Source organism: Pseudoalteromonas sp. NZS11, assembly GCF_015864765.1.
GTDB classification, from domain to species: Bacteria; Pseudomonadota; Gammaproteobacteria; order Enterobacterales; family Alteromonadaceae; genus Pseudoalteromonas; species Pseudoalteromonas arctica.
Window position 1 is genome coordinate 59,007 of sequence record NZ_JADYWP010000004.1, and the last position, 22,533, is coordinate 81,539.

General features: G+C 39.7%; 20 protein-coding genes. 15 read left to right on the forward strand and 5 right to left on the reverse strand.

Annotated features, from left to right (window positions below; translation table 11 throughout):
- The first annotated feature begins 58 nt into the window (after window positions 1–58).
- The 10 genes from I6E82_RS09920 to rpoS are packed head-to-tail and all read left to right on the forward strand — an operon-like array spanning window position 59 to window position 7,090.
- Window positions 59–694 (forward strand): hypothetical protein, encoded by a 636-nt coding sequence (locus I6E82_RS09920; RefSeq protein ID WP_197117768.1) that lies wholly within the window; start codon window positions 59–61, stop codon window positions 692–694.
- A 37-nt stretch (window positions 695–731) separates the two neighbouring features.
- Window positions 732–1,019 (forward strand): cell division protein FtsB, encoded by a 288-nt coding sequence (ftsB, locus tag I6E82_RS09925; protein ID WP_024596337.1) that lies wholly within the window; start codon window positions 732–734, stop codon window positions 1,017–1,019.
- Entirely contained in the window at window positions 1,009–1,710 is a 702-nt protein-coding gene (gene ispD, locus I6E82_RS09930) for a 2-C-methyl-D-erythritol 4-phosphate cytidylyltransferase (RefSeq protein WP_076925197.1), read from the forward strand. The genes ftsB and ispD overlap by 11 nt, the downstream gene beginning before the upstream one ends.
- Window positions 1,707–2,204, forward strand: a complete 498-nt coding sequence (ispF, locus tag I6E82_RS09935) for a 2-C-methyl-D-erythritol 2,4-cyclodiphosphate synthase (RefSeq protein WP_197117770.1) — start codon at window positions 1,707–1,709, stop codon at window positions 2,202–2,204. Before ispD ends, ispF begins: the two co-directional genes overlap by 4 nt.
- The gene (truD, locus tag I6E82_RS09940; protein ID WP_197117772.1) at window positions 2,201–3,253 is read left to right on the forward strand and encodes a tRNA pseudouridine(13) synthase TruD; all 1,053 of its coding nucleotides are present in this window, start codon (window positions 2,201–2,203) and stop codon (window positions 3,251–3,253) included. The genes ispF and truD overlap by 4 nt, the downstream gene beginning before the upstream one ends.
- Window positions 3,234–3,998 carry a 5'/3'-nucleotidase SurE gene (gene surE / locus I6E82_RS09945; RefSeq protein WP_007584778.1) on the forward strand — a complete coding sequence of 255 codons (765 nt, stop codon included), beginning with the start codon at window positions 3,234–3,236 and terminating at the stop codon, window positions 3,996–3,998. Before truD ends, surE begins: the two co-directional genes overlap by 20 nt.
- A complete protein-coding gene (locus tag I6E82_RS09950) occupies window positions 3,988–4,626 on the forward strand; it encodes a protein-L-isoaspartate(D-aspartate) O-methyltransferase (RefSeq protein ID WP_007584780.1) in 639 nt (212 codons plus the stop codon). Before surE ends, I6E82_RS09950 begins: the two co-directional genes overlap by 11 nt.
- Window positions 4,627–4,635: 9 nt before the next feature.
- Window positions 4,636–5,214, forward strand: a complete 579-nt coding sequence (locus I6E82_RS09955; RefSeq protein ID WP_007584782.1) for a YqaA family protein — start codon at window positions 4,636–4,638, stop codon at window positions 5,212–5,214.
- 41 nt (window positions 5,215–5,255) lie between these two features.
- Window positions 5,256–6,080 carry a peptidoglycan DD-metalloendopeptidase family protein gene (locus I6E82_RS09960; protein ID WP_165736245.1) on the forward strand — a complete coding sequence of 275 codons (825 nt, stop codon included), beginning with the start codon at window positions 5,256–5,258 and terminating at the stop codon, window positions 6,078–6,080.
- 35 nt (window positions 6,081–6,115) lie between these two features.
- On the forward strand, window positions 6,116–7,090 hold the full coding sequence (gene rpoS / locus I6E82_RS09965; RefSeq protein ID WP_007584786.1) for an RNA polymerase sigma factor RpoS: 975 nt from the start codon (window positions 6,116–6,118) through the stop codon (window positions 7,088–7,090).
- Between the two features lie 91 nt (window positions 7,091–7,181).
- On the opposite strand, the gene mutS is transcribed toward rpoS, so the two are convergent.
- On the reverse strand, window positions 7,182–9,767 hold the full coding sequence (gene mutS, locus I6E82_RS09970; protein ID WP_024593958.1) for a DNA mismatch repair protein MutS: 2,586 nt from the start codon (window positions 9,765–9,767) through the stop codon (window positions 7,182–7,184).
- 21 nt (window positions 9,768–9,788) lie between these two features.
- Between mutS and I6E82_RS09975 the strand changes: the two genes are divergently transcribed.
- Window positions 9,789–10,277, forward strand: a complete 489-nt coding sequence (locus tag I6E82_RS09975; protein ID WP_024591485.1) for a CinA family protein — start codon at window positions 9,789–9,791, stop codon at window positions 10,275–10,277.
- 68 nt (window positions 10,278–10,345) lie between these two features.
- Window positions 10,346–11,389, forward strand: a complete 1,044-nt coding sequence (gene recA / locus I6E82_RS09980) for a recombinase RecA (protein WP_024591486.1) — start codon at window positions 10,346–10,348, stop codon at window positions 11,387–11,389.
- A gap of 182 nt (window positions 11,390–11,571) precedes the next feature.
- Here the strand turns inward: recA and I6E82_RS09985 are convergent, their stop codons facing one another.
- Window positions 11,572–13,695: a TonB-dependent siderophore receptor gene (locus I6E82_RS09985; RefSeq protein ID WP_165722863.1), complete on the reverse strand. Its 2,124-nt coding sequence runs from the start codon at window positions 13,693–13,695 to the stop codon at window positions 11,572–11,574.
- Window positions 13,696–13,916: 221 nt separating this feature from the next.
- Complete coding sequence (locus tag I6E82_RS09990; RefSeq protein WP_010554447.1) at window positions 13,917–15,083, reverse strand: DcaP family trimeric outer membrane transporter; 1,167 nt, start codon at window positions 15,081–15,083, stop codon at window positions 13,917–13,919.
- A gap of 439 nt (window positions 15,084–15,522) precedes the next feature.
- On the opposite strand from I6E82_RS09990, the gene acs reads away from it, so the two are divergent.
- Together acs and I6E82_RS10000 are read left to right on the forward strand one after the other, a co-directional pair.
- On the forward strand, window positions 15,523–17,463 hold the full coding sequence (gene acs / locus I6E82_RS09995) for an acetate--CoA ligase (protein ID WP_197117774.1): 1,941 nt from the start codon (window positions 15,523–15,525) through the stop codon (window positions 17,461–17,463).
- 104 nt (window positions 17,464–17,567) lie between these two features.
- A complete protein-coding gene (locus I6E82_RS10000) occupies window positions 17,568–18,218 on the forward strand; it encodes a response regulator transcription factor (protein WP_197117776.1) in 651 nt (216 codons plus the stop codon).
- 181 nt (window positions 18,219–18,399) lie between these two features.
- Here I6E82_RS10000 and purU read toward each other — a convergent pair whose 3' ends face one another.
- Both purU and I6E82_RS10010 read right to left on the reverse strand, forming a co-directional pair.
- Window positions 18,400–19,230 carry a formyltetrahydrofolate deformylase gene (gene purU, locus I6E82_RS10005; protein ID WP_007584800.1) on the reverse strand — a complete coding sequence of 277 codons (831 nt, stop codon included), beginning with the start codon at window positions 19,228–19,230 and terminating at the stop codon, window positions 18,400–18,402.
- 213 nt (window positions 19,231–19,443) lie between these two features.
- Window positions 19,444–21,330, reverse strand: a complete 1,887-nt coding sequence (locus I6E82_RS10010) for a hypothetical protein (RefSeq protein WP_165726511.1) — start codon at window positions 21,328–21,330, stop codon at window positions 19,444–19,446.
- 217 nt (window positions 21,331–21,547) lie between these two features.
- Between I6E82_RS10010 and I6E82_RS10015 the strand changes: the two genes are divergently transcribed.
- Window positions 21,548–22,522: a DNA topoisomerase IB gene (locus I6E82_RS10015; RefSeq protein WP_197117778.1), complete on the forward strand. Its 975-nt coding sequence runs from the start codon at window positions 21,548–21,550 to the stop codon at window positions 22,520–22,522.
- The last annotated feature ends 11 nt before the right edge of the window (window positions 22,523–22,533 follow it).

A 22,533-nucleotide genomic window follows, 5' to 3' on the forward strand; every position in this document is an offset into this window, starting at 1 on the left:
AAAAAATATTCAATACTGTGTTATAAAACATTTATCTGAATATTTTTGAGTACAGCTTTTGGTCGCTAAAAATCAGTCACTTGGTGCTCAGCAGCAAGTTGAAATTTGGCAAACTGATGCACAAAAAGTGCTGTATGCACAATTGTGTAATGCGTTTTATCAGCGTGAGGTTCAGCGATTAGTTGCAGAGCCTAGTGCCGATAAACTGCGCCGCCAGTTAAAAAGCCTACCTTATTATATTGAGCGAGCTGCAACGTTAGTTGCCAATGGGGACACGCCTTTTACGCTAGACGCACAAAATGGTACGTGGCTTGAAAAGCAAAAACCAACCCCACCGGAAGTGAATGTTCAAGCTAATGAACTTTTTTATCAAACGTATGCCAAAGTGGGGCTTATAGTGCCCGTTATATTAAATGGCTACGATCAGGTGCGTCTAAGAATAGACAGTATCGATCAGTTAGGCGAAAATAAGCTGCATTGTAACGAGCTTGGTTGGTTTGATTTTTTAGGAAATGGGCTAGAGCAGCAAAATGCTCAGTTAATAAAGCCAAGTAAAGTGAGTTTAACGGGGGCATGTTGTGGGCACCAGTGGCAATTTTCGAAGCGTTGCATGCCACGGGTTTTATCTCTACGCGAAATGCTTTTAGCGGGTAGTATTAATTGGCGCAATTTAAAGCGCCCCTTAGCGTATTAAAGCTAAGGTATTTGGAATTTAAAATAAGGAGTGTTAAATGCGTATTTTTCAAGTTGGCTTACTGTGCTTAGCACTGTTTGTACAATACAGATTATGGTTTGGTCATAATGGTTTACAAGACTACACACGGCTAAAAGGTGCTGTAGCGTCGCATCAAGTAACTAACGAAAAGCTCATTAAACGTAATAAAGTACTTAAAGCAGATATTGAAGACTTAAAGCTTGGCCAAGAAGGCATTGAAGAGCGTGCACGCAACGAATTGGGAATGATTAAACCGGACGAAACATTTATTCGTGTTTTACCGGGCAAACAATATGACAAATAAACAGACTATTGCAGCAATTGTACCTGCAGCGGGTGTTGGCAGTAGAATGCAGCACAATGCGCCTAAGCAATATATACAATTAGCCGGTAAAACCATTTTAGAACACACCTTAGCTAAACTTTCCCAATTATCTCAATTACGTACTATTGTTGTTGCTCTTAGCGACAGCGACCCCTATTTTGATGAACTCCCACTGCTTGACAAGCGCATTGTGCGAGCCAGTGGCGGTAAAGAGCGAGCCGATTCTGTGCTCAATAGTTTACTTTTTTTAGCGCCTAACCCGCCTACATGGGTATTGGTGCACGATGCTGCCCGTCCGCTAGTTAATATCAGTGATATAGAACGTTTGATTGATGAATGCGTAAGCGCTGATGAAGGCGGTATTTTAGCTAGCAAAGTAAAAGACACCATAAAACGTGGCCACGAGTACAGCGAACAAACTGTGCCACGAGACGACTTATGGCAAGCACTTACCCCACAGTTTTTTAAATATAATGAGCTTAAAAGTGCGCTTCAAAACGCATTAGCAAGTGGGGTAACTATTACCGATGAAGCAAGCGCAATTGAGTGGGCAGGTAAACCGGTAAAGCTTGTAGCAGGTCGCAGCGATAATATTAAAATAACCACGCCAGAGGATTTAGATTTGGCTGGGTTTTTATTACACAAACAACAAAACGAGAGTGCATTATGATACGAATTGGCCATGGTTTTGACGTACATAAATTTGGCGGCGAAGGCCCGTTAACTATTTGTGGTGAAAAAATTGATTACCCACAGGGCTTTTTAGCGCACTCAGATGGTGATGTTGCTATTCATGCATTATGCGATGCTATTTTAGGCTCGCTTGCAATGGGTGATATTGGTAAGCACTTTCCAGATACGGCAAGCGAGTATGAAAATATCGACAGCCGTATTTTACTTCGCCATGTGGTGAGCTTAGCTAAAGAGCAAGGTTATGTAATTGGCAATGGCGATGTGACTATTGTTGCACAGGCGCCAAAAATGCTGCCACATATTCAAGCTATGCGCGCTAATTTAGCCAGCGATTTAAATTGTGACCTTTCGCAAATTAACGTTAAAGCCACTACTACCGAAAAACTAGGCTTTGAAGGGCGCAGGAAAGGTATTTCGAGCCATGCAGTGGTTATTATGAATAAAGATCTTGCGAGTACAACAAACGCATGAGCGATTTAAATTATTTATACGGTGCTCCGCTTTCTAAAGCTGATTTTAAAACCACTGCTGAAGACTTTATGGTTGATGAAGATCTTGGTATAGAATTTACTGGTAGTGGCGAACACGTGTGTTTGCAGGTGGTTAAAAAAGGCGAAAATACGCAATATGTTGCCAAGCTAATTGCGCAGCGTGCGGGTGTATCCCCTCGAGACGTAAGTTACGCTGGCATGAAAGATCGCCACGGTGTGTGCTCGCAGTGGTTTAGTGTAAAAGTACCGATTAAAAAGCCTATCGATTTTAGTGATTTAAATAGTGAGAGCATTTTTATTGTGTCGCAACAGCGCCACGATCGTAAATTACGTACGGGCTGCCACAAGGGTAATAAATTTACTATTACGCTTCGTAACGTGACTGAGCCGCTTGATATTTTATGCCGTATTAATGCTGTACGCGCAGGTGTGCCTAATTATTTTGGCGAACAGCGCTTTGGGCATGGCGGTCATAACTTAGTAATGGCTGAAAAAATGTTTGCAGGGGAGCGCATTCGCGATAAAAAACTGCGCGGCATTATTATTTCAGCAGCGCGTTCTCATGTGTTTAATCAAATAGTAAATTTACGTGTTAAAGAGCATGGTTTAGCTAAAACAATGCACCGTGAAGTATTTATGCTCAGCGGCAGTAATGCATTTTTTGAAGATGCAATTAACGACGAAAACATAGAGCGATTAGCCACTGGCGATATTATGATGTCGGCACCTATGGTGGGGAAAAGCGAAAAAGGTTTGACCGAACAAGAAAAAATATGGCTTGAACCTTTCAAAACATGGTGCGATGGCTTAGGTGAGCTAGGCCTTAAAAATGAGCGTAGGATGCTGCGTTTAATTCCGCAAAACTTAACGGTTGAGACCATAGATGAAACCAGTTTAAAACTGAGTTTTGGTTTGCCAAAAGGGTGTTTTGCAACTGCATTATTACGTGAGCTGGTGGATTATAAAGATGCTAGCCCTCGAGAGCGTAAAGAAAAGGATAATGACATAAATGAAGATACTGTTAAGTAACGATGATGGCGTAAATGCTAAAGGCATTGCGGTTTTATATCAGGCGCTTATACAAATTGCAGATGTAACCCTTGTGGCACCTGATCGCAACTGTAGTGGCGCGAGTAATTCTTTAACACTAATGAACCCGCTACGAGCGACTACACTCGAAAATGGTTTTATGTCGGTTAATGGCACACCTACTGATTGTGTACATTTAGGTGTAAATCAGTTAGCTGATGAAAAACCAGACCTTGTTGTTGCTGGTATTAACCATGGTGCCAATTTAGGTGATGATACGCTTTACTCTGGCACTGTTGCCGCTGCAACTGAAGGTCGCCATTTAGGCTTACCTGCAATTGCAGTATCGCTTTGCTCACATAAGGGCGAGCATTTTGAAACAGCCGCTGCTGTTACCGTAAATATTATTAAAGGTTTGGCTTCGCATCCGCTTCCAAAAGATCAAATAATAAATATAAATGTGCCAGATATTCCATTAAGTGAATTAAAAGGGGTGCAAGTAACACGTCTAGGCGCTCGTCATAAAGCCGAAACCATGACCAAACAAACCGATCCTTGGGGTCGAGATATTTATTGGTATGGATCGCTGGGCATAGAAAGCGATGCAGGTGAGGGTACCGACTTTTACGCAATCAATAACGGTTATGCCTCTGTTACGCCATTAAGTGTTGATATGACAGCCAAAGACAGCCTAAAAGCAGTAGGAGACTGGTTAGCCGATTTGGAGATTAATCGTGCTCGCTAATTATACCCGCAGTGCAAAAGCGCTATCTGACTTATTAAAGCGCGAAGGCGTTGAAGATACACAAGTACTGAGTGCTATTGCTGATATTCCGCGACACATATTCGTAGACGATGTGCTAAAACACAAAGCTTATGAAAATACGGCGCTACCTATTGGGCAAGGGCAAACTATTTCCCAGCCTTATATAGTAGCGCGCATGACAGAGCTACTTCGCTTAGCTGGTGTGCGCAATAAAGTGCTGGAAATTGGTACTGGCTCTGGATATCAAACTGCAATATTAGCCAAAACGTTTACAAAGGTTTATTCGGTAGAGCGTATTAAAACACTTCAGTGGCAGGCAAAGCGTCGATTGCAGCAACTCGATTTATATAATGTAACCATGAAGCATGGTGATGGTTGGCAAGGCTGGCAATCACAAGCACCTTTTGATGGTATTATAGTGACTGCTGCGGCCTCTAAAGTTCCGCAAGACTTACTTGCTCAGTTAGCCGATGGAGGCGTGTTATTAGCGCCCATTGGTGAGAGCGATCAAAAATTAGTAATGGTTATCCGCGAAGGCGATAATTATAAAGAGCATGTTATTGCTCCCGTTAGATTTGTGCCGTTAGTACCTGGCGATATTGAATAGGAATTCATTTTGAAGTTGTTTACCAAGTTATACGATATGGCCCTAGTGTGGGCAAAGCACCGCCATGCAGAACGTTATTTAGCTGCAATGAGCTTTGCAGAGTCAGTTTTTTTTCCAATACCGCCCGATGTAATGCTTGCACCTATGTCGCTTGCGCAACCCAAAAAAGCATGGCGTTTTGCAAGCTTTGCCACAATAGCATCGGTTGTTGGTGGAGTAGTTGGTTACTTGCTTGGGTTTTGGCTATTTGAACCCGTAGTTGAGCCATTGATTGCACAAATGCACTGGCAAGAAAAGTTTGATATCGCATTAAATTGGTTTAAAGATTACGGTGTTTGGGTTGTGTTTTTAGCTGGTTTTTCGCCTATACCATATAAAGTATTTACCATTGGCGCAGGTGTTTTACAAATGGCATTTTTGCCATTTTTACTCGCATCGGCGATTGGACGTGGTGCGCGATTCTTTTTAGTTTCAGCCTTAATGAAGTGGGGCGGGGCTAAAATGGAAGCAAAATTACGTCAATATATTGAAATACTTGGTTGGGGATTAGTGGTATTAATTGCGCTAGCGTACTTTTTATTGCGTTAAGCGTTAAAAATATCAATTGTCTAATTTGGGAGAAAAATACAATGAATAAACAGTTTTTACTGTATGTGACTATATTTGTTGGTGTTTTTCTCTCAGGTTGCTCTTCTCGCCATATTCCAGCGCCTGTTAGCAGCCTAAATAATAATGTTAATGATTTAGGTCATACCATTAACATAAATGGCGATATTTATAAGGTGCAAAAAGGTGATACGCTCTATTCGATAGCCTTTAGCGCCGGTAAAGATTTTAGATTACTTGCAAAAAACAATTCAATTCCATCACCTTACACAATTTTCCCTGGGCAAAACATCTCCTTAACCCCCAAGCCCGAAAAAACAAAAAGGGATGAAAAATATACGAATTTGAGTAAAAAGTCTATAAAAAACACACAAAAAAATAACATAATATTAAAGAAAGAGCTTGATCCTCCAAAACAACGAGAGTATGTTCAGAAACAAGCCAGTAACAAAGTTAGTAATACTAAACGTTTGTCGAGCAGTAAAGTTAAGTGGTTTTGGCCTGCAAAGGGCAAAATTACCAAACGCTTTTCTAATAAGGAAAACGGTTATAAAGGTTTACAGATTACTAATCGCAAAGGGGCTTCAGTCTTAGCTGCGGCACAAGGAACAGTGGTATACGCGGGTAACGCTCTACGAGGTTATGGTAGTTTAATCATATTGAAACATAATGATGATTACCTAAGTGCTTATGCACATAACTCGAAATTACTTGTTAAAGAAAAGCAGAAGGTTAAGGCAGGACAAAAAATAGCAGAAATTGGTAATTCAGAATCTCCGGTCACCGCGCTTCGTTTTGAAATTCGCTACCGAGGGCAAGCTGTCAATCCTGCTAAATACCTACCCTAATTTTCAGGTATTGATAATTGCTCGGGAGAAGGCTTATGGCTAGCGCAGCAAAACTTGACAAACACACTACGACTGACGAAAAATTCGATGACATCGCTGCTGATGAAAGCACAACTTTACTAGATAAAGTAGAAGACGATGAAATCTTTGCAAAAGAAGAAGTAACTAAAAATCTTGATGCAACCCAACTTTATTTAGGCGAAATTGGTTTTTCTCCTTTGCTTAGCGCAGAAGAAGAAGTGTTTTTTTCTCGCAAATCACTTCGAGGTTGTGAAGCCTCACGCAAACGTATGATTGAAAGTAACTTACGTTTAGTTGTTAAAATAGCACGCCGTTACAATAACCGTGGCCTTGCTCTACTCGATTTAATTGAAGAAGGTAACTTAGGCTTAATTCGCGCCGTTGAAAAATTTGACCCTGAACGTGGCTTTAGATTTTCTACTTACGCTACATGGTGGATACGTCAAACAATTGAACGTGCCATTATGAATCAAACTCGCACCATCCGCCTACCAATACATGTTGTTAAAGAGCTTAATGTTTACTTACGTACAGCGCGTGAATTAACTCAAAAACTTGACCATGAACCAACAGCTGATGAAATTGCAGCTTGCCTAGACAGACCCGTTGAAGACGTAACTAAAATGCTACGTTTAAACGAAAGAATTGCATCGGTTGATATGCCGATTGGTGGTGAAAACGACAGTGTACTGCTTGATATCATTCCAGATGAAAAAAGTGCAGGCCCTGAAGGCGAAGTACAAAATAATGATATTAATAAACATATTGTAGATTGGTTAGGAGAATTAAACCCTAAACAACGTGAAGTGTTAGCTCGTCGATTTGGATTGCTTGGCTATGAGCCATCTACACTTGAAGATGTAGGTCGTGAAATAGGCTTAACACGTGAGCGTGTAAGACAAATTCAGGTAGAGGCATTACGTCGTTTAAAAGACATTTTGCAACAAGAAGGTTTAAGTACAGATAGCTTGTTTAATCAGTTTTCGTAACTAGTTAAATAGTATAAGAGACTATGTGTGTTAAAAAGCCGAAGAATTTATTCTTCGGCTTTTTTTATGCTTGTAAATTAGATGATATAAATTACAACAATGCTTTTAGTTTATATAACAAATCGTGCGCTTGGCGTGGCGATAAATTATCAGGGTCAATTGCGCTTAACTGCTCTTCAACTTCTGAAGGTGTATTTTGTGCAACTTCATTATTAAAAGTAAATGCTTGTTGCTCTGTATTTGGTGCAGTAACGCTTTGATGATTTTCGAGTAACTTAAGTTTTTGTTTCGCTTGTGCAATAACAGCTTTTGGCACACCCGCAAGAGCAGCTACCTGTAAGCCAAAGCTCTTGCTTGCTGCGCCATCAAGTACTGTATGCATAAAGGCGATTGTATCGTTATGCTCTATTGCATCGAGGTGCACGTTTACAAGGCCTGTTGTTTGTTCAGCAAGTTCTGTTAACTCAAAGTAGTGCGTAGCAAATAATGTTTTAGCTGATATTTTTGACGCTAAATGATCGGCTGTTGCATACGCAAGCGAGAGCCCATCGTAGGTACTTGTACCGCGACCAATTTCATCCATTAACACTAAAGACTGCGCTGTGGCATTATTTAAAATAGTCGCTGTTTCGGTCATTTCTACCATGAAGGTTGAGCGACCTGATGCTAAATCATCGCTAGCACCAATACGTGTAAATATGCGGTCAATATTACCTATTTTAGCGCTGTCTGCAGGTACATAACTGCCAATGTGAGCCATTAGTACAATAAGTGCTGTTTGGCGCATATAGGTTGATTTACCGCCCATGTTTGGACCCGTAATAATCAACATTTTACGTTGGCTGTTTAATTCAACAGGGTTAGCAATAAACGGTTCTTTCATTACTTGTTCAACAACAGGGTGACGACCTTGCTTAATGCTTATATTGTCGTTATCGCACAGTTCTGGTTTTGCATAATTGAGTGCAAATGCACGTTCGGCCAAGTTATTTAACACGTCTAAATCGGCCAGTGCTGCTGCCATCATTTGCAGCTGTTCAATATGTGGAGCGATAAATCTGAACAGCTCTTCGTATAGTTGCTTTTCAAGCGCTAAGGCTTTTGATTGGCTACCAAGTACTTTATCTTCGTGCTCTTTAAGCTCAGGAATAATATAGCGTTCGTTATTTTTGAGCGTTTGGCGACGAATGTAGTCGGCTGGCACTAAGTGGGCATTGGCGCGGCTTACTTCAATAAAAAAGCCATGTACGCGGTTATAACCAATTTTAAGCGTACTAATACCCGTGCGTTCGCGTTCACGTAACTCTAGTTGATCAAGTACATCGGTTGCACCTTTACTTAAGTTACGCCACTCATCTAGTTCGCTGTTGTAACCAGGGGCAATAACGCCACCGTCACGAATAAGTACCGGTGGGTTTTCTATCACTGCACGTTCTAATAACTCTTGTAAATCAGGGAGCTCAGGCGAGTGCTTGATAATACCCGTAATACGAGGATCGTTAGCATCACCTAACAAAGTATGCAGTGGCGCAAGTGCTTGTAATGCGCTGCGAAGGCGAGTTAAATCGCGCGGGCGAGCTGTGCATAAAGCTAGGCGTGCAATAACACGCTCTACATCACCAATCTCTTTTAATGATTCGTGTAATTCGCCGCACAGTTGTACATCTAAAATAGCGCTAATTGCATTTAAGCGAGAATTTAGCTCGTCTTTATTACGTACAGGTGTATGAATACGGCGCTTAAGTAAACGAGAGCCCATAGGTGTTGCTGTTTTATCAAGTACCTGGGCAAGTGTATTTTCAAACCCACCTGATAAATTAACGGTAAGTTCTAAGTTTTTACGAGTAGCGGCATCTAAAATAACAGCGTGTTCGTTGTGCTCAAGTGTAATTGCACGAATATGTGGCAGTGCAATACGTTGTGTATCTTTTACGTATTGCATTAAACAACCGGCAGCAACAAGCGCGCTGTGGGCTTTATCAACGCCAAAACCAACTAAATCTTTAGTACCAAACTGATCGCATAATAAGTGCTGAGCCGTATCTAAGTCGAACTCCCACTCTGGGCGGCGGCGGGCACCTTTTATATGCTCAATTAAATGAAAGTTTTCAAAGCTTTCGCTATACAGAAGTTCTGCCGGAGCTAAACGCTGAATAGTTGAGCTAAAGGCTTCGTCGGTGTTAACCTCTACAACGTTAAAGCGACCAGAGTTAATATCAAGGTACGCGATACCGTACAGACCTTTTTTACTTTGCCAAACGCTAGTAAGAAGATTGTCTTGTCGTTCTTGTAAAAGCGCTTCATCAGAAATTGTACCAGGTGTAACTATACGAACAACTTTACGATCGACAGGGCCTTTACTAGTTGCAGGGTCACCCACTTGTTCACAAATAGCGACTGATTCACCCATTTGGACTAGGCGTGCTAGGTAGTTTTCTACTGCATGATAAGGTACGCCCGCCATAGGGATAGGATCGCCACCGGCTTTACCGCGATGAGTTTGCGAAATATCGAGTAATTGAGCGGCGCGTTTAGCGTCATCAAAAAAGAGTTCGTAAAAATCGCCCATACGATAAAACAATAAAATATCGCGATGCTCTGATTTTATTTTTAGATACTGCTGCATCATAGGGGTTTGTTGTTTTATAGTGTGTGGTGCATAAAGATCAAACGACATGTATTTACCCAAAGGCTGAATATGGAATTACATCAAGAGATTAAAACACTTGCTGCGCAATTAGGCGCTATTTTAACGGATAAATGCTTATGGATCACTAGTGCTGAGTCATGTACTGGTGGCGGAGTGAGTTATGCCCTTACAGATACGCCCGGAAGCTCTGCTTATATTGACCGCGCATTTGTGACTTACAGCAACCAAGCAAAGCAAGATTTGCTAAATGTAAGTGCAAGCACATTAGCAAAGTACGGTGCTGTGAGCGAACAAACAGTGCGTGAAATGGCATTAGGTGCTATTAAAGCAACAAATGCAAATATATCTATAGCTGTATCGGGTATTGCAGGACCTGGCGGGGCAACAGAAGGTAAACCTGTGGGACTTGTGTGGTTTGGCATACAAATTAATGACAAAGTACTGACCTTTAAACAAGTATTCTCTGGCGATAGGGCTCAAGTTAGACTGCAAGCTATTGTATTTGCATTGAAAAGTGTAATAGATGAGATAAAATAAAAAAATTAGCTTGATACTGTGATTTCATACAGTATACTTGATTCCATTAGCTGGATTTGGAGAATAAAATGAACGATAACAAACAAAAAGCGTTGGACGCTGCACTATCACAAATTGAACGTCAATTTGGTAAAGGCTCAATTATGAAATTGGGTGATAACAAAGCGTTAAACATTGAATCTGTATCTACAGGCTCATTAGGTATTGATATTGCTTTAGGCATAGGTGGTTTACCTATGGGACGTATTGTTGAAGTATACGGACCTGAGTCATCTGGTAAAACAACGCTTACTTTACAAGTTATCGCTGAAGCGCAAAAAGAAGGCAAAACATGTGCCTTTATTGATGCTGAGCATGCTCTAGATCCAGTTTATGCACAAAAGCTTGGTGTTAACATTGATGAGCTTTTTGTATCGCAACCAGATACCGGTGAGCAAGCATTAGAAATTTGTGACATGTTAGTGCGCTCAAGCGCGGTAGACGTTGTTGTAATTGACTCGGTTGCTGCACTTACACCAAAAGCTGAAATTGAAGGCGACATGGGCGACTCGCACATGGGCTTACAAGCACGTTTAATGTCGCAAGCATTACGTAAGCTTACTGGTAACATTAAACGCTCTAACACGTTATGTATTTTCATTAACCAAATCCGTATGAAAATTGGTGTTATGTTTGGTAACCCAGAAACAACAACGGGTGGTAATGCACTTAAGTTCTACGCATCGGTACGTATTGATATTCGTCGTATTGGTTCTGTTAAAGAAGGCGATGAAGTTGTTGGTAACGAAACTCGCGTTAAAATTGTTAAAAACAAAGTAGCGCCGCCGTTTAAACAAGCTGAATTTATCATCATGTATGGTGAAGGTATTTCTAAGCAAGGCGAGCTAATTGACCTAGGCGTTAAGCATAAAATTGTTGAAAAAGCTGGTGCTTGGTATAGCTACTGTGGCAACAAGGTTGGCCAAGGTAAATCTAACTCAATTAAGTTTTTGAAAGAAAACCCAGAAATTGCAGATGAGATTGAAGGCAAGTTACGCGAAATGCTTTTATTAAAAGCAACTATTGAACCAGATGATGGTGAAGATAAGTTGGGCGATGACGCTGATCTTTAACAGCCTCAAATGAGTTTTTAAGCTTGATTTGACCCGAGCTTTAAAAAGCGTTAATCAGTAATGATTAGCGTTTTTTTGTTGTTAAAAACTTAAAGCGGATAAAAATAAAAACGACACATTAAAAATGTGTCGTTTTTTAATTTAACCGCAAAAATCTACAGCCTTTAATTAATCAAATATATTTATAACTGCCAATTTACAGATAGAGCGTAGTTACGCGGTGCACCGTAGTAACCTTGTTCCCAGTATAGGCTGTGCAAATATTTTTCACCTGTGGTGTTATTAACGTTGAAAGTGACTCCTACGTTATCTGTAATTTTGTAAGTGGCCATTAAATCAAGTAACCCGTATGCATCTTGGTTGGTAGTAACACTTGCAATACCATTAGCATCTTTAACTTGAACTCGGCTAGTTGAATCCTGCCAGCGATAGTTTGCACCAAATGATAAGCCATCAACTAAAGGCACTTGGTAGGTTGCGGCCACTTTAAGTTGGTTTTCTGGTGTGTAATCTTTTACTAAATCATCACCATCAATATTTAAATTACTAAAGCTAATACTTGCACTTAAATCATCTGTAAATTTACCACTTAACTCTACTTCAAAACCATTACTACTAATGCCATCAGCTGCATAATAACGCGTATCACTTGGTAATGAGTTAGCTATAGCAACAGCAAGGCCATCTTGTTTTGCATCAAAATAAGCAAACGTTACAAATAACTGGTCGTCTAGAAGCTGTGCTTTGACACCTATTTCGCTACTTTTGCCAGTAACAGCAGGTAGTTGATTGGCATTTATGTCTAGTTCTTTTTGCGGTACAAATGTTTCTGTATAGCTTGCATAAGCCGATAGAGATTCGTTAAAGTCGTACACTGTACCAATGTACGGTATTAGCTCAGAGTCACTTCGAGTTTGAGCAACGCCATAGGCTGTGCCTTTTGTTTCCCAATCGGTATAACGCACGCCAGCGAGCACACTTAAAGGCTCACTTAATTTAATGCGAGTAGATATGTAAGCTGATTTTTGCTCGTTAGTAATATCACTACCATTTACGCCATCAGCAAGTGTTGCCTTTGGTACTACACCATCCCACGTTTTAAGTGATGGCATATCTGGAAAACCATTGCCTGTAGTGTAATCGTAAAGAGACTGCTCGTTGTAATCCATTTTAGCTTGGCTAACACCAAATGATAGGTCGTGCTCTTGATTAAATAAATCAAACTTACCACTGGCGTATAAATCAAATAAGTCATGCTTATCTTCGTAATCATAACGGCTAGCATAACCTGTTAAACCAAGTTCAGTATCTTTATCAGGGGTACCGTATACGTAGAACAGCTCTGAGTTTTGCTTGTTTTCGATGTGAGCATAGCGTGCTCTAGCCACCCATGTTGCTGATAAGTTTTGTTCAAGCGTTACATATACTTGCTCTGCACTGTTATCCCAGTAAGACCAATCAGCAGCAGTACTGGTTGATTCGTCATAGTTAGTTGGTGAGCCGTCGGTGTAATAAAGAGGTAGTGCCCCCCAAAGTGGGCTATCAGCATCTTTTTGTTGGTTAACGTAGTTAACGCTTAATAATGTGCTGTCTGTTAATTTGCCTTCGTAGGCTAAATAAATAATTGTTTTATCTGTTTCGTAGCGATCTAGGTATGAATCAGCTTTTTGCTTTGTAAATACAGCACGTACGGCGTGTTCTTCATTTATTGGCGTAGATACATCTAAATCTAAACGTTTTTTATTCCATGAGCCATACGAGGCTGATGCATTTGCTTGTGTTGTGTAAGTTGGTTTCTTTAAAACCATATTTACAGTTGCAGAAGGATTACCGGCACCGGTCATTAAGCCATTAGCGCCACGAACTATTTCTACACGGTCATAAATTGAAGTATCAAGGCTGCCTTGAATAGATCCAGAGCTTTGTGGAATACCTAAGCCATCAACTTGAAAGTTAGTAATTTCAAAGCCACGAGCTTTAAAGTAAGTACGATCTGTTTCTATTTGCTCTACTGTTACGCCGGGGGTGCTTTCAAGTACTGAGTTTATATCGTCTAGTGAAAAGTCGTCCATTAATGCGCGTGATACTACCGAGATTGACTGTGGTGTTTCTTTAATTGTTAAACCTAGTTTGGTAGCTGATTGCGCTTCTTCTGTTATGTAGTTTTTGTGATGTTGACCATATACCGCAATTTTTTCGAGAGGTTCATCTTTTACAGTTGCTTCATCAGCAAGTGCATAACCAGATAGAATTAAAGAAGTAGCAAAGCTTAATTTAGATAAACGCAAAACTTGAGGGGACGACATAAGTTTTTCCAGTTAGTTCAAAAAGAAGTGCGTAACTTAATCTAAATGATATCGATTTGCAATTGAGTTATGTGTTTTTACCTATTATTATTCTATTTTGTTGGATTTTAGCGTCACATAAAGAGATTATGGGTACGAATTGATGAATTATATAGAACTTAATACCCCTTATAAAAAAAGCGGCCTAGGCCGCTTATTTAAAGTAGTTAGCTTTTTAGTTATTAAAAAGAGTATTTAACAGAGAACTGTAAACGATCTAAATCGCCATCTACGCCACTTTCAGTTTCACGCTCAGCATGTTTTAGCTCAGCTCCAAATGTTAGGCGTTTAACAGGGGAATATAAAATGTTAGCGCTATAGCTTTGGCTTGATTCAGTCGGATCACCAGAAATAGCTAATAAATCAGTGTTGTTATCAGCAGAGAAGAAAGAGTATAAGAACGTTGAACGCCATTGGCTTGTCCACTTGTGCTGGTAAGCAACAAAACCAGAAGTCGAATCAATGGCATCTAGTTCATCGCCATTAAGTACTGCGCCGTGAGCAACGTTTAAGCCTACGTAACGGCCTAAGCCTTTACCTTGAGTAAGCATAAATTTAAGGTTGTCTTCACCAAGGTTTATTTTACCCGACGCACTAATACCAAAAGATGTTTCATCTGCATCAACACTGCCTACTTTATAAGTTAGTTGGCGAGCAAGCGCTGCAACAACAATGTTACCCCAATCAGCTTTGTGTGTGTAACGAGCTGTAAAGTCAGGCAATGATGCATCATCAGTTACTACCATACCGCTAGTAGTAGAAATTGTACTTTCTGGGTTTTCTAATGAGAAAGACCATGCGCCAGTGGTATATTTAATTTGCGATTGTCGAACAAATATAGTGCCTTCAGCTGGGCCTACAAAATCAAGCGTTTCAGCAAGGGCACCCACGTTTTGAAAGTTAGACCATGTTTGACCAAATAACCAACCGTCGTATGTCACAAACGCATGGCGAATACGTGGAGCATAAGAGTTTGATACACGTTCATTGCCGCCAGCAGCTGAGGCTAAAAAATCAATCTCAATTTTAGTGTTAACGGTCTTACCGTTATCCATAACAGTGGCTGTGCCAAAGTTAAAGCGTGACTCGCGAGCATGCATATCAAACACAGCATCTGAGCTGTTATCGTCGCCAACTGTTAGCGTACTTGGTACGTAAAAGTCACGACCTACGTTTGAACCTGCAGGCGCACCCGCTGAATAATCACTCCACATAGAGTCGAGTTTAATGTATCCACCGTAAGTAAATTCGGTATCACCAATTTTTGCAGCAGTTGCCGCGTATGCAGTACTTGATAGTGCACATAGTACAGCGCTTGCTGCCAATGTTTTTAATGGGGTAAATTTCATTGTGGTGTCCTTTATAGGCTACTTGTTATTTATTACTTTTTTTTCATAGATATTTGTATTACTTGCTACGAGTATTACTTACGAATAAAAAGGGTTGTTAATTTGGCTTTCAATTCACTTTCTATTTTCATTCGTTAAATAAAGCATTTTAGTAAGTACAACAAAATATCTTTATTAGAGTACGAGACACTGTTGAATATGTGCAATATTTACTCAATTACCTATTGGTCTATAAGACTAAGGTTTGAGAGCAGATTAGTTTGTATTTACTTACATTTAACGCGTTGTATTATTTATGTAAAAAAATTGAAAGCAGAAGGATTATAAACTACAAATGAGGAAATTGAAGGGGTGTACAACTAAGGTCTAATACTTAATGTAGCACTGCTGAGTAATCCTTGATAAAAGCTTAAGGCAAGTAATTTAAATGGAGACTAAGATGTCACAAAGTATCTATCCAGTTCCTGCGCATATTAAAGATGCGACTCTTGTAGATAAAAATAAATATAATACGCTTTACAAGCAATCTATTGATGACCCAGAAAGTTTTTGGCGTGAGCATGGCAAACGTCTTGATTGGTCTACCCCTTATACAAAAGTTAAAAACACATCATTCGACAAAGGCCATATAAATATTAAATGGTATGAGGATGGCTACCTTAATGCTTCGTACAATTGTATCGATCGTCACTTAAAAACCAAAGCAGATAAAACGGCGCTTATTTGGGAAGGTGACAGCCCATCTCAAAGTGAGAATATTACTTATCAACAATTGCATGATGAAGTAGCCAAGTTTGCCAATGGTTTAAAAAAGCTAGGTGTTCAAAAAGGTGACCGTGTAGCGATTTATATGCCTATGACGCCTCAAGCTGTTTATGCAATGCAAGCTTGTGCACGTATTGGTGCTATTCATTCGGTTGTATTTGGTGGCTTTTCACCTTCTGCGATTGCAGATCGTATTCGAGATTCGGGTGCCAAGGTCGTTATTACTTCAGATGAAGGGCGCAGAGCGGGTAATTGTGTTCCATTAAAAGCAAATGTAGATGAAGCGGTAGCGCAAGAAACTGTAACCTCAATTGAGCATGTTATTGTGCACCAATTAACCGGCGGTGAAGTTGATTGGAATGAGCACGATATATGGTGGCATGACCTAGTTGCTGATTTACCAGCAAAGTGTGAACCAGAGCCAATGAACGCTGAAGATCCATTGTTTATTCTATATACGTCAGGTTCAACAGGTCAGCCGAAGGGGGTTGTGCATACTACTGGTGGCTACTTAGTTTACTCATCAATGACACATGAATACGTATTTGATTTAAAAGAAGACGATGTGTATTGGTGTAGTGCCGATGTAGGTTGGATCACAGGCCACAGTTACATTGCATACGGGCCATTAGTAAACGGTTGTACACAAGTATTATTTGAAGGTGTACCAACTTATCCAACTGCAGGACGTATGGGCGAAATTGTTGATAAACACGGTGTAACTATTTTATATACTGCGCCTACAGCAATTCGTGCGCTAATGGCGAAAGGTGATGAGCCAACTGCTTCGTCAAATCGCGATAGTTTACGTATTTTAGGCTCGGTGGGTGAGCCAATAAATCCAGAAGCATGGACGTGGTATTACGAGAGTATTGGTAAATCTAATTGTCCGATTGTTGATACGTGGTGGCAAACAGAAACCGGTGGCATAATGATTACGCCTTTACCGGGTGCAACTGATACAAAGCCTGGCTCTGCAACCCATCCATTTTTTGGTATTGCGCCAGCATTATTTGATGCTGAGGGGGATAACCTTGAAGGTGCTGTGGACGGTAATTTAGTTATTTTAGATAGCTGGCCATCGCAAGCGCGAACTGTTTATGGCGACCATGAGCGTTTTGAACAAACTTATTTTAGCGCTTACCCAGGTGTTTACTTTACAGGTGATGGTTGTCGTCGTGATGAAGATGGTTATTACTGGATCACAGGACGTGTGGACGATGTACTTAACGTATCAGGTCATCGCTTAGGTACTGCTGAAATTGAAAGTGCGTTAGTTGCACACGAAGCAGTAGCAGAAGCTGCAGTAGTGGGTTACCCGCATGATATTAAAGGCCAAGGTATTTATGTTTATATTACGCCTAACGAAGGTGTAACAGTAAGCGATGAGTTAACCAAAGAGGTACGTAACTGGGTTCGTAAAGAGCTTAGCCCAATAGCATCGCCAGATATGATTCAATGGTCTCCAGGTTTACCTAAAACACGCTCAGGTAAGATTATGCGTCGTATTTTACGTAAAATCGCTGCAAATGAGCACCAACAACTCGGTGATACGTCAACGCTTGCAGATCCATCTGTAGTCGATGAACTAATCGAGAACAGATTAAATCGTTAAATGTGCGTTAAAAACTTGATTACAAGTTGATTCTAAACGTAGTATATCGGCTGTCAGTAAGGGTTTTATACCTAACTGGCAGCCGAATTTATTAGGAGTGAACCATGAGTCAGTTTTTAATAGCGGACGACCATCCGTTATTTCGTGAAGCACTAAAGGGCGCATTGAGCGCAAAATTTGAAGGTTTAGAGGTTTTTGAATCATCCGATTTTGACAGCACACTGCAAGTGTTAAGCGAGCAAGAGGATCTTGATATATTACTGCTAGACCTTCACATGCCAGGTAATGGTGATTTATATGGTCTTATTCGTATTAGAGAAGAATACCCAAGCTTACCTATTGCCGTTGTTTCGGGTAGTGAAGACGCTAATATAGTTTCTAAAGTAATGGGTTACGGCGCTATGGGTTTTATTCCTAAATCGTCATCGTCTGATGATATTGCCAGTGCAATTAACCAAATACTTGAAGGCGATACATGGCTACCAAAAGAGTTAAAAAACAAAGTAGCTGAAATTGAAGGTGAAGACCGAGAAATAGCAGCGCAAGTTGCCTCATTAACACCTCAACAATACCGAGTGCTGCAATATCTGCACGAAGGTTTACTTAATAAGCAAATTGCTTATGAACTGCACATATCAGAAGCAACAGTAAAAGCACACATTACAGCCATATTTAGAAAACTCGGCGTGTACAATCGTACCCAAGCCGTTTTAATTGCCGCTAAATTAAAACTCGAACCAATAGAGCAGGTATAATTTACATTTAAAAAGTCACTTGCTTATTTATGAGCAAAAAAATGCCAGCAACAATGCTGGCATATTTTTATGTGTAGAATAATTAATCAGAATTCAGGTTAATAACAAAATGCATACTTTGTTATCAACACTGTTTTATTACCTCAAAATAAACTACTTAATTAAGCGAATTGGTACAATGCTAAGAAAACACTACAGTTTTATTACCATTAATAAATAGCTTATGCTCTGATGCAAGTTGGAGTGCTTTACAAAACACTGTTTTCTCTACATCTTTACCCATTTTAGCCATCATTTCGGCGGTATTAGCATGTGTAACGCTTGTTACATCCTGCAAAATAATAGGGCCTTCATCAAGCTCATTATTCACAAAGTGAGCGGTAGCACCAATGATTTTTACGCCGCGCTCAAATGCTTGATGATAAGGTTTAGCACCAATAAATGCGGGTAAAAATGAATGATGAATATTAATTATTTTGCCTTCAAAGCGACCCACAAATTCAGGGCTTAAAATACGCATGTATTTGGCAAGACCAATAATATCAGGGTTGTAGCTGGCAATTAAATCACCTACTTTTTGATCGTGCTCGCTACGAGTTAGTCCTTCGTGCGATACAACATGAAACGGCACATCAAACCCTTTTGCTAAAGGCTCTAAATCAGCGTAGTTAGCAATAACTGCTAATACTTCAATATTAAGAGTTTGTTCAAATTGCTTTAGCAACATACCACCTAAACAATGGGCTTCTTTAGTTGCAAGTAAAACTACTTTAGTTTTTGCACCGCAATGTAGGGCAAGTTTAGCGCCTTGTGGCAACAGTGCGCGTAGTTGATCTAAAAAGTCGCTTTGTGGCTCGCCTGTAAGCTCTGTGCGCATAAAAAATCGCTGTGCGTCTTTATCTACAAACTCGTTGTTACGCGTAATATTTAAATTATTTTTATGACAAAGCCCTGTGATTTTAGCTATTAAGCCTACGTCGTCAGCACATTGGGTGGTTAGTATATAGCTCATTGTCCTCATTCTTACCCTGTGATTAATACTTCATTATTTGTGTTTTGGCACATAAAGCAAGGGCTTTGTGGACTAATCCAATATTAATCATGTTGTTGAGTATAAAAGAGGTAGTAAAGTTAAAAGGTATTGAATAGAGGTTAATAAAGGATAAAAAAATGCCACCTAATTTACAAGGTGGCATTAATACTAATAATCCAGAGTTTAAGTTAATTAACCCTTTGGCTCGGGAGATAAGTTTTCTTCTTGTCTTAAATACCCTGCAGCTTCTTCGTCATCTTTAGCTATCGCTTGCTGAGTAGGTATAGCACGCGTTTGCTGGTTTAATTGATGTATTTGTGACGCATTACCTAAATCACGCTCACTGGTGATTGAGGCGATAGATTCACGGTCTTTCAAGAACGCGATAACGTCTTTTTTGATTGCTTGTAATTGTCCTTCGTCTTTATGCATTTCCATAATATGGCGAGGATGTTCAAGATTTTTCATACCTGTTGCTGCAAACGTAGTAGAAATAACACGAGAAACAATAATCCAAGGCGTTATGCTACTGCGTACTAACGTATTTTCTGAGCGAGTACTATCGTGAATACCAGTACCTGTTGATATTTTAGACTCAGTAAATGTGCCTTCGCATTTAAAGTACACTAGTAGTGATTCAAACTGCATTTCAGCAAAAAATAGATGAGCTGTATTTGTAAGCAATTGCGCAAATGCTTTAATAAGTATACCTATTAGCAATAAGTGAAAGCTTGTCATTAATAGCTCACTAAATTGAATAACATGCTGGTTATTAAATGCTTGTTTAAAGCTACTAATATTTGCAGCGTCAACGTAATGATAAATATTAATAAACGAATACGCTAAAAACACAGTAAACGCTAAAGCTATAATATAAAGCAAGTTACCACTTACTAAAGCAAGTAACCTTGCTAGCGTAAAGTTTTTACCTAAGTCTATTGAGTGCAGTTTAGGTTGAATCTCTTGGATCATTTCACCTTTAAAACCGCCTTTACCTTCAATTTGTTCTTGAAGCTTAGGATCTAATTCGCGATAAACTCTGTTAGGTACTTCTTTATAACGACGGTTAGCCATTACTAGATTGTCTAGGTTTATAAAAATTTCGTCTGGATGAACAGACTCTTGCCAGTTTTCACGTAGTTCTGATACTTCAGCAGAAGGGGTAACTGCATTTAAACGCGCTTTAATCATAATAAAAGCAATTGCGCAGCTTAGAGTGGCTAATACAATAATCGCAATTAAGTACATGCCAGCATGAAGACTAGGTAGTTGCTCAATCCAGCTATCTATTTCTTGTTTGCTAATGTGTTGTTCTTTCATCAGCCATGACATAGAAAGGCCAATAGCGATTGGTAGAATAAAAGATAAAGAAATAATTTTAGCGAGTGCACCGGTACCAAGTGCTTCAATATTTTTTTCAGCGTTTCTAGAAATAGGTTTACCCGTAGAGCGCCACGAAAAAAGCACGTAGAACATTAATATGGCACTATAAACAGGAAATGCTAATTCGCCTGCTTCACCGGTAAAACCCGATAAAGATACAAATGCCACAAGGCCATAAGCAATAAGTGCCACAAGGGTACTTACCCATGAGCCAAATAAGCGCTGAGCAACATTACGAATAGGATAAGGTAGGAATAATAACTTAGGGATTAAGCTGTGAAGTAAACGTGATAAAAAACCATTAGGCTCTTTAAACGTACTGTTTTTACGACCAACCAGCATTTCTTCGAGTGATTGCGCGGTGTAGGCTACTTCTTTTTGTTCTTCTTGGGCGGTTGATGCTTGTGATTTGCTGTAGTTATAAGCAAGTGAAGTAGGGTGGTTTCTGCCTACAAAATACTTAAGAGTTGCATAAATACCACTTGAAAGTGAGCGAATGCCGAATGCTAAAATAAGCATGCCAAACACCATTAAAATCCATCCAGCGGTTGTATCTTCTTTTACTGAGCCCGCAGCAATAACAAGTAAACTAATACCCGCTATAGACTCAATGAGTCCTCTTACAGCTGTTACTTTACCTTCAAGTTTGAAGGGGTTTTTTAGTCCAAGATCAATCGATCCATAATCAAAAGCCATTGAATGCTCCTTTTAAACAGCATGCCCAATTAAGGGAGAATATAAGCGTAGTTATAATAACCATTATATATATCGTATTTTTGTTTTTGCTCAATTTTTGATTATATATCAATAAAGTCGTTCAGTTTAAGGTTATTTTAAAGTGGTACATTCTGTGCTTTGAAATATAAGCTTAAGCGAGTTAACAATATCTCTTTTAAATGCTTGAGGAGGAATGATGGAATTGATTTACGTTGATGATAGTTTGCCCGGAATTACCCGAAAGCAAAAAAACAAACATTGGCAGTATTTTGACCCAATAGGAAAAATAATTAAAGAGAAGGCCGTTATTGAGCGCTTAAATTCACTCGCGTTCCCACCTGCTTATAAAAGTGTATGGTTTTGCCCTGAAGAAAATGGGCATATTTTAGCAACAGGTTACGACAGTAAAGGACGAAAACAGTACCGGTATCATCCATTATTTACACAACAACAAGATGCTAAAAAGTATCAAGCTTGTAGTGTGTTTGGACATAAGCTGCCGTTACTTAGGGCTCAATTAATGGAAGCATTGCAAGGTGATGAGCTCGATTATGAACGTACTTTAGCAGCCATTGTTAGATTAATGGATTTAGGTGCTCTACGGGTGGGGAATGAACGTAATGTAAAACAAAATAAAAGTTTTGGTGCGACAACCCTAAGATCAAGGCATGCAAAATTAACAGGTAAAAATATTAGATTAAAATACCGTGCAAAGTCAGGTAAAGAAAGGGAAGTAAATATAACGGATAAAGCATTGAGTAGTGTTATTAAGGAACTTCAGGACTTACCCGGGCAACACTTGTTTCAATATATAGAAGAGGGGGAGCGCTCTAACGTTACCTCTACTGAAATCAATCAGTATATTCAAAATATAATGGGTGAAGAATTTAGCGCAAAACACTTTAGAACATGGCGAGCAAGTGTGATTGCTTTTAAAGAAGTGTACGAAGCAAAAGGCGCTATTACATTAAAAACAATGCTTGATGAAGTGTCTTCAAAGCTTGGGAATACGCCAACAATAGCGCGTAATTCTTATATTCACCCTGATGTTATTGAGCTTTGTAAGAAAAATAAATCAGAACAAACTCATTGGCGCGACAATTTTAAATTACCCCGTAAAACAAAGTATCTTAGTCGCTTTGAGCGCGGTTTATTAGAGTTTTTAACGTAACGATAAAGGCT

Coding starts and splice junctions, on each gene's coding strand:
- I6E82_RS10010 (WP_165726511.1), bottom strand. CDS start 21,330: ATGGCTTTTGATTATGGATCGATTGATCTTGGACTAAAAAACCCCTTC.
- acs (WP_197117774.1), top strand. CDS start 15,523: ATGTCACAAAGTATCTATCCAGTTCCTGCGCATATTAAAGATGCGACT.
- recA (WP_024591486.1), top strand. CDS start 10,346: ATGAACGATAACAAACAAAAAGCGTTGGACGCTGCACTATCACAAATT.
- I6E82_RS09990 (WP_010554447.1), bottom strand. CDS start 15,083: ATGAAATTTACCCCATTAAAAACATTGGCAGCAAGCGCTGTACTATGT.
- I6E82_RS09960 (WP_165736245.1), top strand. CDS start 5,256: ATGAATAAACAGTTTTTACTGTATGTGACTATATTTGTTGGTGTTTTT.
- truD (WP_197117772.1), top strand. CDS start 2,201: ATGAGCGATTTAAATTATTTATACGGTGCTCCGCTTTCTAAAGCTGAT.
- ispD (WP_076925197.1), top strand. CDS start 1,009: ATGACAAATAAACAGACTATTGCAGCAATTGTACCTGCAGCGGGTGTT.
- I6E82_RS09985 (WP_165722863.1), bottom strand. CDS start 13,695: ATGTCGTCCCCTCAAGTTTTGCGTTTATCTAAATTAAGCTTTGCTACT.
- mutS (WP_024593958.1), bottom strand. CDS start 9,767: ATGTCGTTTGATCTTTATGCACCACACACTATAAAACAACAAACCCCT.
- I6E82_RS09975 (WP_024591485.1), top strand. CDS start 9,789: ATGGAATTACATCAAGAGATTAAAACACTTGCTGCGCAATTAGGCGCT.
- surE (WP_007584778.1), top strand. CDS start 3,234: ATGAAGATACTGTTAAGTAACGATGATGGCGTAAATGCTAAAGGCATT.
- ispF (WP_197117770.1), top strand. CDS start 1,707: ATGATACGAATTGGCCATGGTTTTGACGTACATAAATTTGGCGGCGAA.
- ftsB (WP_024596337.1), top strand. CDS start 732: ATGCGTATTTTTCAAGTTGGCTTACTGTGCTTAGCACTGTTTGTACAA.
- I6E82_RS10000 (WP_197117776.1), top strand. CDS start 17,568: ATGAGTCAGTTTTTAATAGCGGACGACCATCCGTTATTTCGTGAAGCA.
- rpoS (WP_007584786.1), top strand. CDS start 6,116: ATGGCTAGCGCAGCAAAACTTGACAAACACACTACGACTGACGAAAAA.
- purU (WP_007584800.1), bottom strand. CDS start 19,230: ATGAGCTATATACTAACCACCCAATGTGCTGACGACGTAGGCTTAATA.
- I6E82_RS10015 (WP_197117778.1), top strand. CDS start 21,548: ATGGAATTGATTTACGTTGATGATAGTTTGCCCGGAATTACCCGAAAG.